Here is a 17,071-nt window from a genome sequence, read left to right as displayed (position 1 = left end):
AATTTATCCCTCCATATCTGTTTCCATTATATATGTTTTTATATGATCTGCCAATATCCCAGCGTAACAGTCGGCTCCTTTTTCGGATAGATGAACCTGATCTTCGATGTAAAGCTCCAGGGCGTTTTTCTCCCCTATTTTTGTACAATACGAAAGAGTCTTAGAATACAAATCCACAAAGAGAATACCCTCCCGTTTTGCAAAGTGTTCCATCTCCTTTCCATACTCCGGCAGAACTTTTTCAATCTCCCCTCTCTCTCCTTCTTTGCTCTCCCTGGTAGGGCAGATACAGACTGGGGAGATTAATATAGGTTTTGCTCCCAGTTCTCTTGCTGCTGTTACATAGAGGTTTAGGATGCTTGAAAATTCGGACAAAGGCACGTAACGTTCTGGTTTACTTGCGGACGCATCGTTATGCCCGAACTGAATTAGAAGATAGTCTCCTTCCTTTATTCTGGTCTTTATATCATCGAGACGTCCTTCCTTTAGAAAGCTTTTAGAGGACCGTCCTGCCATCGCGCAGTTGTCTACGATCATATGTCTGCTTTCATACCAGGTTTCATTGGAAAAATTGGAGATCTTCTGTTTATGAATCTCATAAAGGTTACCATGATCCAGATGAGAAAGAAGCTTTTCCCCTATTCCAGTGGTTTTCTTATCCTTGCTCCAATAAGTCTGATTGGTAGAATCCCCTGCAATAAAAAAAGTGGGCTTGCGCTTCATATAGGGGAGCACTCTACTAAAGTCCATATCCGACCCATAGTAAAACTTGGGATAACAAGGTTGGTTATAGCAGTTGTTCTGCCATGCCACACCACAACGGTACTGGGTATCATGCATCAAGGTAAAGAGCTTATGATCCGTAACCTGGGTATTGGTATAGATTCGAATGGCACTGCTGTCTTCTGTCCGCAATAGAATTTCTTCCCTGAAGTCTCCAAAGATATCAGCCACCAAACAAGGGTTTCCCTTAGTCCCGTTATTGGTAAAGGTATGTAAGGGATTTAACATGACCTTATGAGTAAAGTCATTGATCACCCCAGTGGGAGTCTGCTTTAAGTAATCTTCTCCGTCTGTAATCTGGGTGCTTAAATCAGAAGCCCATCGAATGGACATGTTGGTACCAAGCGTCTCCTTTTTTAATAGCTTCCCATGACAGTCATACGTACCGATTCCATTGACCCAGCACTGCAATCCTCTTGCCTCTGGAATCACATCTCCCACCATACATCTTCCTAAATCCTTATTGGCAAATTCGCCAAATATCACTTCTCCGCTTTCGGCATCTCTAAGGGCGTAACCATAGGGCGCCTGTTTGGCTCCTTCAAATACATTAAATATCTCAAAGCCTGGACGATCTGGGTCAATATCTGCTACATGCATGGCATCTCCATGCCCAAGCTTTGCCTCTCTTTTATCTGGCAACTTATCCCTGGAGCTGTAAAGCAGACTTCCGTCATGATTGATGCAGGCTGCTCCATAGATGATTTCCATACAGCCATCTCCGTCAACATCACAGACAGATAAGGAGTGATTGCCCTGTCCGGCAAGGGTTCCATAAACGGGATGGGTGCCTACTCCCTCGTGTGGGTCATCACAAAACGGATTATTCATTGGTACAAATCCGCTGTCAACGGACCATACGTTGCGAAACTGATTATCAAAAAACTCATAGGCTGCTATGGTGGCTCTGGTGTAATATCCCCGACAAATAATGAGATAAGGCCGCTTCCCATCTAAGTAAGCCACTCCAGATAAAAACCGATCTACCCGGTTGCAGGGCTCAATACGCTTTCCGGAATAGTCTCCCCATAAGAGTCCGTCGTCTACCCGCTCAAAGGGGAATGGTATGGTTTCTATCTCTCTTCCCTCTCCAGTAAACATGGTTAGATATTCTGGACCCTCATAGATAAATCCTTCGAATTCCCGAAGCTTGTTTTTAGGGCTTCTCATGGGAGCATACTCATCCAGGAAGTAATCCACCAGACGGGCTCCATCTTCCTCATTAAGAGGATAGGAGGCCATAGGCGAAATATGAAAGCATTCTTCCAGGGTTCCAGGCCAACGTCCACTCTTTACCTCCGGATGATCTTGCCATTTACAGAATGTCTGGAGGAGATGGTCTTTATAATCGGAGGAGCTGCATACATAGGAATCCTTATGACTGAATCCTTTTTTCACATCCTCTTCTGGCATGGTGATATAAAAGGACTCTAACTCATTTCCATCTTTTTGATATAAGGTCATACGGGTCCCAGGGGCAGTTTTTAAGGCCAGTTCTGCCTTACCATCCCCATTAAAGTCATAGCACATAAACTGGGTGTAATGGGCACCTGCTCTGATATTCGGTCCCATATCAAGGCGCCATAAAAGGGTTCCGTCTAGCTTATAACAATCGATGTAACAAGGCCCGGTGTAACCTTTGAGGGAAACGTCCTGGGAATTTGACGGGTCCCATTTTACAAGGTATTCGTATTCCCCATCTCCGTCTACATCTCCTATTGACATGTCATTGGCAGAATAGGTATAGGTTTCTCCCTTTGGTGTGATCCCGGAAGCAGGCCTTTTTATGGGAATGTCTAAATAGTCCTGATCCCATACTCCTACAGGATCACAGGCTTTGTATTCCCTTCCATTTAATATAGGTGCAACCTGATATCGGTCAGACTGGCTTCCTTCCCGGTCCAGGTAATTGGTGCTCTCAGACACTCTTGCCAGGGGTTTTCCCTGCCGGTATAGGATAAATCCCACTCCGGTGAGCCCTTGCTTCGTTTCATCATATCCCGTAACTTCTTGTAACAAGAAACGCCAGCTTAAGAAAATTCCCTCTCTTACCTTTACTGCCACAAGTCCCCGGTTAAGAGTTTCGATTTGTTCCTCCTGGTAGTAATGAACCGGAGTCATAAAAGCCTCTTTTTGTTTCTCCCCTTTTTGATTTTCCGTAATCACCAGGAAATAATGAGGAATATTGGTGGCCCGCATGAGCTGAAACTGCTGAATTTCTTCTCCCGTTACCTCAGCCATGAAACGATAATTCTCTTTCTCTGTCTCCCGATCCGACCAATAGATTCTGGTTTTTTTGGTGTCTTTTTTTACGTCCCAGGCGATGGTCACAGATTCCTTTGAAATGGCGGTTATATTTATCATGATTCTCCCCTCTTTTTTTATGCTTTTCGAAAACTGTCCTTAGGCATCACCGATACCAGTTGATCTGCTTCCATTAGGGTATGAGGAAGCTCGCCCCGAATAAATTCTAAGACACAAATTACATTAAGACACCACTGTGCCGAAAAATTTGTGCTAATCCATGGAATCTCAATTAAGTCCTTATGGTTTCCTTTATTACTTCGATTTATGGTTTGAAATCCATTGTGATTTTCTTCGCAAACCATAGCATGAAGCAGATGGAGCCAGGTGGTTTTTGCAAGCTTATTATCCTTTAAAAACCACGCACCATAAGCTCCCATGGTTGCTGCCATAAAGGGGAGAGAGAACTCTCTGTTCCCAATTAATCCGTTGGATTCTATTTCCTGCTGCTCTCTTGGAAGATAATAAAATCTTCCGTAATCCGCCATCATACGCTTCCACTCTTCATCACCAATTAGATCAGCCATCTCCATAAAGATCTGGGGCGCGCCCATACAGATTTGTAGATGGGTTCCTCCTGCTGCATTTTCTCCAATGTACCTAAGATGAACGGTTTCTGGATCAAATTCAAAATCAGGACCTGATACCAGCTTTAGTGGTGCCTTTTTAATATCCTCCATACCAACCTGGATTTTCTTTAAATACGGTTCATCTAAAAACCGTTCCCACTGGGTCAGCCAATTGGCACAAAGGGAAGACCAGTCTGGTCCACTTCTGGCATGGCTTTTATAAACCATTTCTTCTTTGTCATAAAAATCTGCCAGCGGATCCTTGGTAAGAAAGGTAAGCTCATTGTCTTTTAACTCTTCAAAGATATCTTCCAGACGATAATCACCTGTCATGTAGTAATAATACCGATGATGAGCTGCCATGGCAATGCGGGCTTCCTTGCAGGGGCATCCCCAGTGGCGTACGTTGTGACGAGAGCCAAGTCCCTTATATTTTCCCATATGATATACATCTACCTCGGAAGCATGACGGGTCAGTTTTTCTGCCAGAGTAAACATCTCTGACTTTCCGGTGCGAAGAAAGGAAAGCCACAGCCACAACGTAGGAACTAACTCTGTGTTGTCCCAGGCATAACCACCCATATCATAACGCCACTGGTGCCGTTCCGGATCATAGGTGTGCATAAAATCTCCGTAATTAAAAAGCCCATACCAGTTTCTTTGCTCCACCTCATTTTGGTAAAACTCCACTGCCCGGTCAAGCTGATCTTCCAGCCAGACCTCCATCTCCGTCTTCCTTTCTGGTAAGGACCAGTATCCAAACGCTCTTAGCTCATGGTAATACTCTGGCTCCCCCACGTACTGGGCAGGATAAGTGACTGCCTTTGAAAAACTGGTTAATTCATCTTCTGTTGGAATGAGACTGTCATGAAATGCGATGGAATACTCACTGGTGGAAGCAATTCCATATGGTGTTGCACCTTTATAATCATAACCCTCATAGTAAACCTGATTATACCCTCGATCCGTGTAATGTCTAAAATCCATGGCTTCTGCACTAGGACTATATAGCCAGATGGCGGCTTCTGCTTCCTCTGTGGTCAATCCTTCAAAGGTATAACCGGAAGGATACGTCTGCCAGAAATCCCGGATCGAACATAGAAGACTTCCGTTTTCCCCTCCAAAGGCAGCTCCTCCCATAGTTCTTTGACCATGAAGGCCCTCCAGATAACAGCAGTTGGATGTGGAGGTTTTCTTCTTAATTCGAAAATGGCTGGGACTGTCCTGACACAGGTCATACTCATCCCAAAAAGGCATATCCTGTAATACCCGGTCTACGACTTCTAGATTTTCACCTTCTAATTCCAGCTTTTCTCCCATCATTTGTGCCTTGTATATTTCTGCTGGGACTCTGGGGCGCCAGGTAAGAAGCTCTGCCATGGTTTCATGAAAGACTCCATGATCTCCTTCAAACATCACATGCCGGTTATACAAGGGGCCTGTCATAGGCACTAGAAGCTTTAGGCCGATTCCTTTTAGAAAGTCTGTTTCCTCTTCTCCGTCGTATAAAAAGGTATGGGTAAAGGTAAGATCCTGGCTGTTAAGTCCCACATTCATACGGATGAGAAAAGGGATTTTTTTATCTCCATCAGAAGAGACATGGATCCCCCGGAATTTTATTACCGCTCTTAAAGGTCCTTGTTCCTCCAAAGAAACCTCTTCCACCATTCCCCGATAATTGATTTCTAGCTTTCCCTTTTCCTCACCTATGGTTATGGGTTTTTCCAATTGTAAAACAGGACAGGCTTTTGCAGCCCTTTTAATCCCATTTACCTGGATTTCATCAAAGAGACAGTCTCCAACTCCCGGGATATGAATCTGCATGACTCCAGCTTCTACAAGATAGCCAGCTCCAACCCTTTTTACATGAAGAGTAGATATAGAATTATCTAATTTTATATTAGACGTTTCCTCTACTAGCACCTGGATTTCGTTTGTTAATTCATCGGCACATGCGGTATGGGCGGTCCATTTTACCGTACCATCTGGCCAGAATGCCGTGATTCTAGACTGCATGGAAACCGTTTTTCCATCCTCATTTTTAAGGAGATACTTAGTCTCCTTTTCACATACGCCCTGCTGCCACATGCAGCCCCATGTGGTATAACCCGTTTTCTGCCTGTCCGCTAGATTATGAAGCTTCACCTTTTCCTCCATCTGCGCCTTATGGACGCTTCCATTCCTTTGTTTTCCTTTACAAAATAGGCGGTGCAGTCCCTGCAAAGAGTCCGCACCGCCACTTTTTAACTACTTCGCAGTATCCTGCTGATACAATTCATTGATTTCTTTTACCAATCTGTCGCCGCCACGGTCTAACCACTGTTTTGCTGCTGCATCAAAACCAGCATCATCAATCTGTCCACAGATGTACTGAGTTCTGGCATCATCAATGATCTGTTCGATGTCAGTACCAACTTCCGCATTGACTCCGGAGTTAGCAAGATATCCAAGAGCTGGGTTATAGATTGCAACCTTTTTATTTCTTGCAATTGCTTCTTCCTGAGCAATTGTGCTTTCCTGCTTCTCAAGAGTTGGGTTGGTAGGATTTAGATTTGGAATATAAGCAATCACGGAATTCAATCCTACGCTTGGTGTCTGCTGAACTTCCAGCGTATTTCTCATCACAATCTTACCAGCATCATTTTTATCGTATGTAATACCTTCCAGACCGTAATCAGCAAGAACCATCATCTCATCGTCACACATCTTATCTAAAAAGTGAAGGCATTTCTTCACATCATCTTCTGTTTTTGCTCCAGCCTTAGTCATTAAGTAAAAGCCATTAAAACCGCTGGTTGCAAGAGTCTTATCATTCACTGGTCCAACTAAGGTCATGGTAGCTGTTTTTGTAGGATCTACCACAGATTTAATATCATTTTGGATATAGTAGTTCCAGATTCTCTTTGCGCCATCCATTACATCAACAAATGCGCCAGCCTCTCCCTTTTTGCATGCATCTCCAAAGGTACCAGAATCTACGGTTGCCCAGTCCTTACGGATTAGACCGTCGTCATAAATCTTCTTGATCCATTTTAGGGCTTCTCTGTATTCTTTTGTCTGATGAACGGGAACCAGCTTTCCATTTTCTTCCACCCATTTATTTCCAGTTCCAAACCAGGTCTGCATGATATCCACTGGACCAACGTATTTGGTCATCTCAAGCCCATAGGTGTCATCCTTGCCATTTCCATCGGGATCTTCAAAGGTGAATTTATAAAGCATGTTATAAACATCTTCTGGTGTCTTTGGCTGCTCTGTAATCCCTACTTTTTCTGCCCAGTCGGTTCGGTAGGAAAATCCGTAGCGTCCAATTTCTCTTGCACGGTATAGAGCAATTACTTTGCCATCTACTGTCACGGATTTTAATACATTAGCATCAGCCTTTGAAAGGTTTGGATAGCTTTCTGTATCTTTTAAAAATTCCGATAAATCCCAAAAAGCACCTCTTTTAGCTGCATCCACCACGTTGGCTGTTAAATCACCACTGCCAGTAACGATCATAGGCATATTATCCTTATCCATAAGAACTAATCCAAGCTTCTCCTTATAGGTATCATTGGCTTCTCTTCTCCACTCCACCTTGGTATTGGTATACTCTTCGTATTTCTTAATAACCTCATCGGAATGGTCATTCTTTAACTCGGTTCCATAAAACTGAGGAGCCATAACGGAAATAGTTGCCATGCCACCCTCTGCCCCTGCCTGTGATTCCCCACTCGTTGTCTGCCCTGACGCTGTTCCTTGGGACTGTCCTGTTGTCTTACTTCCACACCCCGCGAGTAATACCATGGAACCGGCTAACGTTACTGCCATTGCTTTTTTCCATACTTTTTTCATCATAACACTTCTCCTTTTAACATTTTATTTATCCTTTTACAGAGCCAACCATAACACCCTGTGTAAAGTACTTCTGAACAAATGGGTAAATTAGCAGAATTGGAATGGTAGCAACTACCGTTGTTGCCATCTTAACTGCTTTCTGAGGCGGCATGCCAAAGGATCCCCAATCAAAACCGCTGTCATTTGCCACACTGGAGGTCAGGAATATAATTCTCCTTAATACAATCTGAATGACCTCTTTGGAACTGTCTGAGATGTACATCATGGCATTGAAATAAGAATTCCAGTGGGTGACTGCGTAAAATAATGCAACACTTGCAAGAACCGGTTTGGAAAGTGGCAAAATGATTTTAATAAAGGTTTGCGCGTCATTGCACCCATCGATTCTGGCCGCTTCCTCTAGCTCTACAGGAAGCCCCTGGAAGTAGTTCTTTATAATAATCATATTAAATGGGTTGATGGCTCCTGGAAGCCACAGTGCCCAAAAGGTATTTTTTAAATGCAGGACATTTGCCACCAGCATATAAGCAGGAACCATACCTCCAGTAAACAGCATGGTGATGATGACCATGTTGGTAAAGAACTTTCTTCCCCTAAAGTACGGCCTTGATAATGGATAGGCAAGGGTAGCAGAAAGTGTCATATTGATCATAACGCCCACAATTGTAACAAAAGCAGAGTTACGTAATCCTTTGATTGCGTCACCAGTCTTAAAAATATACTGATATGCATTCATTGAAATGGTACGGGGAAATAGAAAGAATGCCCGTTCCGTAAGCTCACGCTCTGTGGCAAAGGAACCTGCCACGATGTATACAAATGGAAGCATGGTAATCAGTGCAAAGACACCTACAAACAGATAAATAAGTATCTGTACAAACTGATCTCCAGGACTTCTTTTAATTTTAATTTGTTTTGTTTTTGCCATTTTGCATCCCTCCTCTTTAATAAAATCCTGATTCTCCAAACATCTTAGCCAGCTTATTGGCTCCCAGCACCATAATCATGCTGACTAAGGATTTAAACAAGCCAGCTGCCGTTGCTAAGGAATAATTTCCATTTACAACACCTTTCGTATAGATATAAGTATCAAATACGTCGGATACTCCGCGGTTCATGGAGTTTTGCATCAAGAATATCTGCTCATATCCAGTGTTTAAGATAGTACCTACCCGTAAGATAAGCATAATTACAATGGTGGAACGGATTGCCGGAAGGGTGATGTGCCACATCTTCTGCCAACGGTTTGCTCCATCTACCTCTGCCGCCTCATAAAGCTGGACATCAACGCCAGAGAGCGCAGCCAGGAATATAATGGTGCCGTATCCGGTCTCTTTCCACATGCTCTGGCCAACAATCATGGATACAAAGAGCTTAGGATTTGACATAATATCAGGTGCATGATTTCTGCCAAATATTCCTACCAGCCAGTGGTGTACAAGACCATCTGTGGTACTAAATAGCTGTGCGGTTAAAGCTGCAACGATAACCATGGAAATAAAGTGTGGAATGTATACCATGGTCTGTGCCGTTTTCTTAAACGCCACATTCTTGATTTCATTTAACAGAAGCGCCAAAATAATGGGTGCTGGAAAATAAAAAACCAGATTGGCAATGGAAATCGACAATGTATTTGTTAGAACCTGGATAAAGTCTGGTCCAGTGAAAAACTTCCTAAAAATAGACAGACCTGCAAAAGGACTGTGAACAAATGCCCCCAACATGGTATCTCCGTTATAAGGGCTGAAATCCTGAAATGCCATAATCAGTCCACCCATTGGTAAATAACTGAAAATGATCATATATATGACTCCAGGGATTATCATGATATACAGCCACTTATGAGCATACATTGCATGTTTAAAGGTTCCTACCTTCGCACTTACTTTAGAAGGTGATGCGTTCTGACTCATTCTCTTTCCTCCTCCATAACTTGGGAATTTCGTTTTTCAATCCCCGCTAGTGAGGTTATCGTACATCATGCTTCCATCTTTTGTAAATAATCATTATCAAACCTGTTTTTTTATAGAAAAAGAGCCCCGATCCCCTGTAAATCACAAGGTTTTATCGGGGCTTGTCCAATCAAATTATCATTTTATACCCAGAGCTTATCCTATTCTTTATGTTCTTTCCGATATGCAGAAGGGGTTGTCCCCACCTGATTTTTAAAAAAGCGAATGAAATTCTGGACATTATTATAATTTAAACGAACGGAAATATCAGCAATGGAGTCTGTAGAAGTAAGCAACATATATTTTGCAATCTTTAGCTTTTCTTCATTTACCATGTCCGTAAATGATACTCCCCTTTCTTTCTTTAACACCCGGCTGATATAATTTGGGTGATAGCTTAAGGTATCTGCGCAATCATTCAGACTCAAATTCCCATTGGTCTCCTTTATCATCCTGGTTACTTCTTTTACGATATCAGAAGAGCCGGCCTGTCTTGTTTCTGTAAGAGCTGCTATCACAGGTTTAAATATTTCTTCCATGATAAACGATACCAGTTCTTTTTGACCGTATACATTGGCCGCCCTGGTCAGTACATTGTACTGATCACTTCCAAACAGATCCGTAAGGGAAATAGAGGCTCTTGCCGGGATATCCAACACCGAAGTCAGTAATTTGGTGATATAAAACGTGCGTTCCATACCAGTGGCACCTTTTAGCTCCATTCTGCCAACAATCAGCTCCAAAAGCCGTTTGGATTCTTCCTGATTTAAGCTGTCCACGGAATGGATCAACTCATCTTCCATAATCATGTCATATACATTGCCTGCGGGATCCATAAGGGAATAGTCATCATAAAGCACCAAAGAGGATCCATTTTCGTTTCGGTCGTGGTTTTTGCTGTGAAGAGCCTCGGAACATTCCTCATATGCCCGGCCTGTATGGGTGAGCTGATGAAAGGTCCGGCTGATGCCAAAAGCAATTGGATATCCATAAAGCTCCATCACATGATCCTTGATCTGTTTGTATACATGGGCAGTTTTATTATCTACCATGAGATCATCGTTTTCACCAATGATAAAAAGAGCCATATTTCCATATATCACTGGAGATGCAAAAAAGGCTTCGCTCACCTCTCCCGGGAGATTTAACAGTATTTCTCGGTTGATTTTATCCATCTCTTCTTTGGTCACAGGAGGCTGCTTTTCCTCAAATTTGCAGGATATAGAAATCAGTCTGTAAGAATTCCAGGATTCCATTCCATACTTCTTCATAGTATCCTGAATCGTTTCCATGCTTAATTCGCCCTTTAAAAGATTGGATAAGAAGAGCTCTCTAATCTGAGTATTTTGGTCATCTACAAACTTTTGAAGCAATAAAACTGGCTTTGAAAAGGCGGCAGCAGCCACTCTAAGGCACATAAGAATTACACCAAAGATAGCAATGATAGCAATAGAGGCCAGCACAAAGGGGATACCTCCCCGGTTCATCTTCGCCATGTCCATCCCAGTAATATAGGTGAGTCCATTCCCCCCTGATTCTATGACGCTAAGCCTGAATTTCTTTCCACCAAAAGAAGAATAGATTCCGCTTTTTACCTTTCCATCTTCTGCTCTGGTGCGATATGCCTTCGTAAGAGATGGATTGGTCTCCATTAGCACTTTACCATTGCTTAATACCGTTACATCATATCCCATCTTCTCATAAGGCTGTGATAAGTTTTCCAGCCGCTCTGTATCCAGTCGTACCGTTAACACATAAACCGTTCCCACACTGCTATATTCTTCTTTTACAACAAGAAGTTCACCGGCTGTATCTACAAATCCGGATTCCTTTACCATTCCCTCATAAGGGCTGGCTGTATCCAGCCGATTGAGCCAGTATAAGGACAAAGGAATTTCTTTTTGTTCTGCCAGAAACTCCTTCACCTCATCTAAGTTTTTTAAATCCTCAAGGGGATACATTCCATATTTATTAAGGACCCAACCTTCTTTTACATTAATAAAGTTATAAAAGCTGATATATTTTGAGAGAAAGTAATTTCCCTGTAGCATGTTTTGAGCTTGCTTTAATTCCTTATAATTGGAATATGGAACTTCCTGCTGGTTCACCAGCCACTTGATGGAGGTGCTTCCGGTGCTGTCTAAGTAATATTCCCGAATGGAGGAAAATACATTTTCATATTCGTTTGCGACACTGTTGCAGTAGGAATCAAGAGCCTGACCGCTCTTTGAATTCTCCCCCTTTACATAGATATAGTAGGAAACAATTCCCATAATAATAAGAGGAACGGTCACCAACAAAAGGAACTGCAAAAATAGGCGGTTTTCGTATTTTACATTATTCTTCAATTTCTTTTGTCCTGCTCTTCCTGTTCTCATTCCAGTAGGCGATATCATTGCCCTCTACCTGCTGATCTAAAATAAAGTGGAAACCTGCTGCCTGAATGGCTGCCTTTCCTTCCCCTTTCCTTTGATACCAGCCGTCTTCTCTCTCTTCCCATTCGATTCTTTCTCCTGCTCCATAACCGCTTAAGGCGGTGAAACGTAGGATTTTAGTTGTAACCCCTTCATCAAATTCCACTTTCTGTGTCATAAAGGAGGATATAAATTGTCCCCTTGCAATTTCCTCAAAGCTACCGTCTCTTTCCACCTCAATGGAGTAATCCTTTACACACCCCTGATGCATCCGGTCTTTCTGATCTGGCACCATAAGAAGCCCACATATCAATACTGGCTCCTCAACGCAGATATCCACGGAAATAGGATAATTATCCTTTTCAATCCACACAGATGTATTGGGATTTTCTTCATTCAATGCGTCAAGTCCATGTACGATTGCATCTGGCTCCGGTATATACTCAGCATGCAATGCCTTCATACGATGATTGGGAAACAGGTGCTTTTCTATGCTGGAAAGAGGCAGTTGTGTTTGTGGTGCAAACTCCTCGGAAGCTGCATAGGATAAAAGAGCTTCTTTCAGGCTGTATGCCTCCGGACGTTTCTCAAAACTCCCCTCCAGGCAGGCCGTCACAAGAAGTAATTTTCCATCTCCAACTTTTCCTTCCATTAATAGACTCAGAGACAGATTCCGGTTCCAATCATCTATCCCACGGATGATAGGCCCAAAGCCTTCTGGCATTCCATCAAGTAAAAAGCCCCTGGAATTGCTTAAGATATCCTCCCATTGCCAGCCACCATGTTCCTCTGTGGGGAACATGCGAAAAATCGGGTGTTTGGAATTCATCATTAACCCAAGGCTTCGGCACCACCCAGGCCCCATCTGGCTGTTCCAGAATACGGGACGAATGGAAAGAGGCGGGCAATCAAAATCCAAATCAGAAAGATAAGGCGAATATACCACTCTGCCCCCAGAAAGAAGAGCTTCCTTTGCCTCTTCCCACTTCCTAGTATATAATACCGTTTCCTTTGGTGTTTCCTTTTTCTTAACGTATACATAAAGAGGCCAGTCATTTTCAATCTCACCCAGGAAAATGGTAAGCTTTAGCTTTGAATTTTGTGTTATGTAGGAGAGGTGCAGATTAAGAGTTCCAACCGAAAGATTCTTTCCAACAGAAACCGTGATTTCCCGGAATTCTCCTTGTTCTATCACTTCAAATACACTTCCCATTCCCTCTTTTTCTAATTTCCAACGTACAATCCCTTTTGTAATATCTTCCTTTCCAAAATGGCACAACTCCACAGGAATCGTGACTGGTTCTGTACTCTTAATTACATAAGAAGAGATCCGAGCAAGAATCACCGTCTTGCTATTAAATTTCCGAAATTCTTCTGGGGTAGCATACCCTTTGTTGTCCCAGAATGGATCAAGTACCCCTACCAAAGCAGTTCCTTGTCCCATGTAATCGTGAAGATCCAGCATCTCATATCCATACAAATAAGGAGTCCTTAAGTTGGCCTCAAACTCTTCCTTATACATCATGACCTGATTCTTCCCAGAAAACCGGACAAATGCCTGGTTCAGCTCTAATAGGCCTTTGGCCCTTGCATGTTCACGAAACACCTGATAATTTCCCGGCCTTAAATACCCGGTGAATTTATCAATAACAGAAAAATCCGGATAAGCACACCACTGCCCCATCTCATGACTGATCACAGGAAGCGTTGAACCTTCAAGAGACGGCCGGTAATCCTTTCCCTTAAAGCCTTCATGATTTCTAATATTTCCTCCTAGTATCGGCCCATAGGCAGACCGGTGGAAATAGATATAATCCGTTCCAATAATATCCTTTGGAGGCACATCATAAAACCAGCCAGACTGGGCTGTATAAAGCCGTCTTCCCCCATAGCCCAGGCTATCGTCAAAGCTTCTGGTTTCCTTAACCCATTGTCTTAAAGGGCCATACCACTGTCCAGAAGGCTCATTGGTGGGCGAAAAGAGTGCAAAAGACGGATGATGCCCAAACTGCTTTAGAATCCTTCTTGTCTCCTCCATCAACACCTCAAGCATAGGAATTCCTTCATTAAATACATTCCACATCCCGCACTCTGGCTGCAAATAGATTCCTTCTTCATCCGCTGCTAAAAAAGCGGCTTCCGGTGGGCACAAAGAATGACAGCGAATAAAGTTAAATCCCCAGTCTTTCACCTTCTTCATAAGGTTTCTCCACCATTCTAGGTCCGTATAGGGGTAACCAGTCAAAGGATAATCTCCACCAAAATGAGTCCCTCGAAAGTATTCCGGGCGTCCGTCTGCCAAAATCATCCCATCTGCCACTTCCATGGTCCTTTTATGAGTTGTTGCATATTCCTTTTGATCTCTTTCCCGTTTTTTCATCTCAGCTCCGCTCAACAGAACGATCTTTCCGGCCATTCCATTCCAGGATGCGCCCAGGGCATCTGAAACTCCATGGCCATCAGGCCGGTAAGGGTACTGAAACCGGTTATCAATTAAAACCGATAGACGATGACTTCCTTTTTTTAATCTTCCTAGATTAATCTCATGGGCAGTGCAAAGAGAACAGTCACTTCCCATATACACACCATCCACCCAGGCGTGAGACCGCCAGCGTGTCAATTCTATGTGTAGATAAATCTCTTCCTCTGTATCCTCTGGGATTAAAATCTCCCGTTCATACCAGGCAAGTCCAATAAAATGCCTTGGTGCTTGACTGAGAAAAGGAACTAGAACTTCCTTCTCCTGACCAAACTGATACTCTTCTCTCTCATACCAAAAAGGATCATGAAGTCCACTGACCCATGGGGTATCTTTTTGAATCTCATCCCCATATCCCTGCCCCTGTAAGATACCAGGAAGAGTGATGGGTCCATCGGCCTCCCGACTTGGCCTTTCCGGGGGCAAATCATTTCCTTCTATAAAGAATTGGGTAACTAATTCTTGCCCCTTCTCCTGGGGTGTAATCCATAAATCCCATATTCCTGACAAGTCCATCAACATAGCTCATACACCTTTAAATTCCGATATTCGGCTGTCAATGGTGCTAGCTGACGAAAGCCGATTTTTCCACTAGTAAGTAATTTTCCAAATAAGCTTCCATCGTCATCAAACTCAAAGATGGTAAGATCATTCATGGAAAAACGGATGTGACTCCTGTATTTGTAAACCTCCAGTTGGTAAAAATCTTTGCAGTCACTTGCTCCAGGGATAGGATCGGCCCCATTTGCCACCAGATGAAAGCCTTTGCTTTTCCTTAAATTACAGGTATGAAAAGCCCTTTCATCCGCTTCCTTTCTCCTAAAATAAGAGATGTGAAACGCATTTAGATCCCCACTGTGATACTGTGGATATTCCCCGGTTCTCTTTGCCAGAGATGGATCAAATAAATCCTTTCCCTCAATTCCTGATGCCGCAAAAAATAGGATACACAGCCCTTCATCGGTTATGGGCTTAAACTCCCATGTTATCTTTATATTTTCCGGAAAATCTTCTGGACACCAAAGCACATAATTGGCCTGCTGCCCCATATCACGATCCAATTCATTTTTAAGGCACATGGCCTGATGTTCAAAGCTGATTCCGGCTTTCCCCTCCAATATAAACCCTTTGATGTCCTCTTCCTTAGAAAGAGGATTGTCATAGATCAATGTTTCTTCCGTTAGTTTGATGTACCCTGCTGTATCCTTCATCGTAATGATCCCTCCAACCATTGGTTTTTTTTACCATAATAGTATAATTATACCTCTACTGGTGATTATTCTCAACCGTCCAAATGCCATCTTTTTTCTTTCCAATTATTGCTTATTATGGTAGACTAAGGAAAGATATTTACCAAGAGGAGGAAGCTGCATGCAAATGCAATACACCCAAAATGTTAACAATCAAAGCGTTCTAGGCATCATAAGACGCTTTTGCAGTTACATAGATACTAGACTGACCGAACATGGCACACATGTTGCTTATATCGTGTACCGAATGATTAAGGAAACGGGCCAATATTCCCAAGAAGAGCTGCGCGATATCTGCTTTGCAGCCCAGATTCATGACATTGGAGCATTTAAGACTGAGGAAGTATCAAGGATGCTTCAATTTGAAACAAAGGACGTATGGAATCATTCCTTTTACGGCTTTCTTTTTGTTCATTATTTTTCCCCTCTAAGAGAACTTGCACCAGCCGTACTGCTTCATCATATCAGCTGGAGTCTGCTTAAAAAACAGGATCATTTAAGTGATAAACTAAAGGATTTGGCACAACTAATTCACATCGCAGACCGCATCGATGTTTCCATGTCTCTGGAAAAAATGACCTGGGAAGAAACTCTGAAAGCCCTTGATCGTGGAACGGATATTAGCTTTGCCCCTCATATACTTAAGCTGGCAAAAAACCTTGATTTTAAAGACACCATTGATGAGGAATGGCGAATGGATGACGGATACACGGACTTCTTAACCCAGATTCCATTATCCGATGATGAGATCACCGGATATTTGAAAATGCTTGTATTTATCATTGATTTTCGAAGCCATTACACCGTAACCCATACCATAACCACCACCAGCATAAGCTATGAGCTTGGAAAACTGGAATCTTTAAGCGAAGAACAGCTGAACCGTGTTTTATGTGGCTCTCTACTCCATGACCTTGGAAAGATATCAATTCCAGTTGAAATTTTAGAATTCCCAGGTAAGTTAGACAAACAGGCCATGACTATAATGAGGACTCACGTAGAAAGGACGGAAGAGATATTTGGAGGCATGATCGACGAATCCATTGTCCGCATTGCCCTACGTCATCATGAGAAATTAAACGGCTCTGGATACCCAAAAGGCCTGACTGCAAAGGACTTGACCAAAGAGGAACGGCTGGTCGCTATTGCAGATATTATAAGTGCCCTTACAGGAACCAGAAGCTATAAAGAAGCCTTCCCAACAGACAGCATACGCACCATACTCATGAACATGAAACGGGATGGACTTTTAGATTCAGACATTGTTGATATTGCGGTTTGGAATCTGGATCAGATTCTTGAAATGACTAAGATAAGATGTCGACCGGTGTTAAGCATCTATGAAAGACTCTGGAAAGAGTACGATGAATTCTTAGAGCTGAAATCCAGCCATGAGAAAATCCAATTTGCTCTTTCCATTCAGGAACCAGTATCCCCTATTCTCTGGCCGTAATAAAACGGCCGGTACCAGCGGGGGATT

General features: G+C 42.9%; 9 protein-coding genes. 1 reads left to right on the top strand and 8 read right to left on the bottom strand.

The features are described from left to right. Positions 1–3: 3 nt before the first annotated feature. From BET01_RS22240 to BET01_RS12395, 8 genes are all read right to left on the bottom strand, one after another. Positions 4–3,147, bottom strand: a complete 3,144-nt coding sequence (locus BET01_RS22240) for a rhamnogalacturonan lyase family protein (RefSeq protein WP_120197141.1) — start codon at positions 3,145–3,147, stop codon at positions 4–6. 17 nt (positions 3,148–3,164) lie between these two features. Then, entirely contained in the window at positions 3,165–5,801 is a 2,637-nt protein-coding gene (locus tag BET01_RS12425; protein WP_120197161.1) for an exo-rhamnogalacturonan lyase family protein, read from the bottom strand. Positions 5,802–5,903: 102 nt separating this feature from the next. Then, the gene (locus BET01_RS12420) at positions 5,904–7,496 is read right to left on the bottom strand and encodes a type 2 periplasmic-binding domain-containing protein (RefSeq protein WP_120197140.1); all 1,593 of its coding nucleotides are present in this window, start codon (positions 7,494–7,496) and stop codon (positions 5,904–5,906) included. A 25-nt stretch (positions 7,497–7,521) separates the two neighbouring features. After that, a complete protein-coding gene (locus tag BET01_RS12415) occupies positions 7,522–8,424 on the bottom strand; it encodes a carbohydrate ABC transporter permease (protein WP_120197139.1) in 903 nt (300 codons plus the stop codon). Between the two features lie 16 nt (positions 8,425–8,440). Next, positions 8,441–9,409, bottom strand: a complete 969-nt coding sequence (locus tag BET01_RS12410; RefSeq protein ID WP_120197138.1) for an ABC transporter permease — start codon at positions 9,407–9,409, stop codon at positions 8,441–8,443. Between the two features lie 200 nt (positions 9,410–9,609). Next, positions 9,610–11,844 carry a helix-turn-helix domain-containing protein gene (locus tag BET01_RS12405; protein WP_120197137.1) on the bottom strand — a complete coding sequence of 745 codons (2,235 nt, stop codon included), beginning with the start codon at positions 11,842–11,844 and terminating at the stop codon, positions 9,610–9,612. Then, positions 11,786–14,863, bottom strand: coding sequence for a glycoside hydrolase family 2 protein (locus BET01_RS12400; protein ID WP_120197136.1), 3,078 nt, complete (start codon positions 14,861–14,863; stop codon positions 11,786–11,788). Before BET01_RS12400 ends, BET01_RS12405 begins: the two co-directional genes overlap by 59 nt. Then, entirely contained in the window at positions 14,857–15,552 is a 696-nt protein-coding gene (locus tag BET01_RS12395; protein WP_120197135.1) for a DUF1961 family protein, read from the bottom strand. Before BET01_RS12395 ends, BET01_RS12400 begins: the two co-directional genes overlap by 7 nt. A 160-nt stretch (positions 15,553–15,712) precedes the next feature. On the opposite strand from BET01_RS12395, the gene BET01_RS12390 reads away from it, so the two are divergent. After that, on the top strand, positions 15,713–17,044 hold the full coding sequence (locus BET01_RS12390) for an HD domain-containing phosphohydrolase (RefSeq protein WP_243117209.1): 1,332 nt from the start codon (positions 15,713–15,715) through the stop codon (positions 17,042–17,044). The last annotated feature ends 27 nt before the right edge of the window (positions 17,045–17,071 follow it).

The organism is Lacrimispora algidixylanolytica (genome assembly GCF_003609635.1).
Lineage (GTDB): Bacteria > Bacillota > Clostridia > Lachnospirales > Lachnospiraceae > Lacrimispora > Lacrimispora algidixylanolytica.
The sequence above is the reverse complement of the archived record's forward strand: the minus strand, read 5'-3'. Positions and strand labels throughout refer to the sequence as shown.

What these genes read in the sequence shown, in the direction of transcription:
- BET01_RS12415 (WP_120197139.1), bottom strand. Translation starts at nt 8,424, where the DNA reads ATGGCAAAAACAAAACAAATTAAAATTAAAAGAAGTCCTGGAGATCAG.
- BET01_RS12400 (WP_120197136.1), bottom strand. Translation starts at nt 14,863, where the DNA reads ATGTTGATGGACTTGTCAGGAATATGGGATTTATGGATTACACCCCAG.
- BET01_RS12390 (WP_243117209.1), top strand. Translation starts at nt 15,713, where the DNA reads ATGCAAATGCAATACACCCAAAATGTTAACAATCAAAGCGTTCTAGGC.
- BET01_RS12405 (WP_120197137.1), bottom strand. Translation starts at nt 11,844, where the DNA reads ATGATATCGCCTACTGGAATGAGAACAGGAAGAGCAGGACAAAAGAAA.
- BET01_RS22240 (WP_120197141.1), bottom strand. Translation starts at nt 3,147, where the DNA reads ATGATAAATATAACCGCCATTTCAAAGGAATCTGTGACCATCGCCTGG.
- BET01_RS12410 (WP_120197138.1), bottom strand. Translation starts at nt 9,409, where the DNA reads ATGAGTCAGAACGCATCACCTTCTAAAGTAAGTGCGAAGGTAGGAACC.
- BET01_RS12420 (WP_120197140.1), bottom strand. Translation starts at nt 7,496, where the DNA reads ATGATGAAAAAAGTATGGAAAAAAGCAATGGCAGTAACGTTAGCCGGT.
- BET01_RS12395 (WP_120197135.1), bottom strand. Translation starts at nt 15,552, where the DNA reads ATGAAGGATACAGCAGGGTACATCAAACTAACGGAAGAAACATTGATC.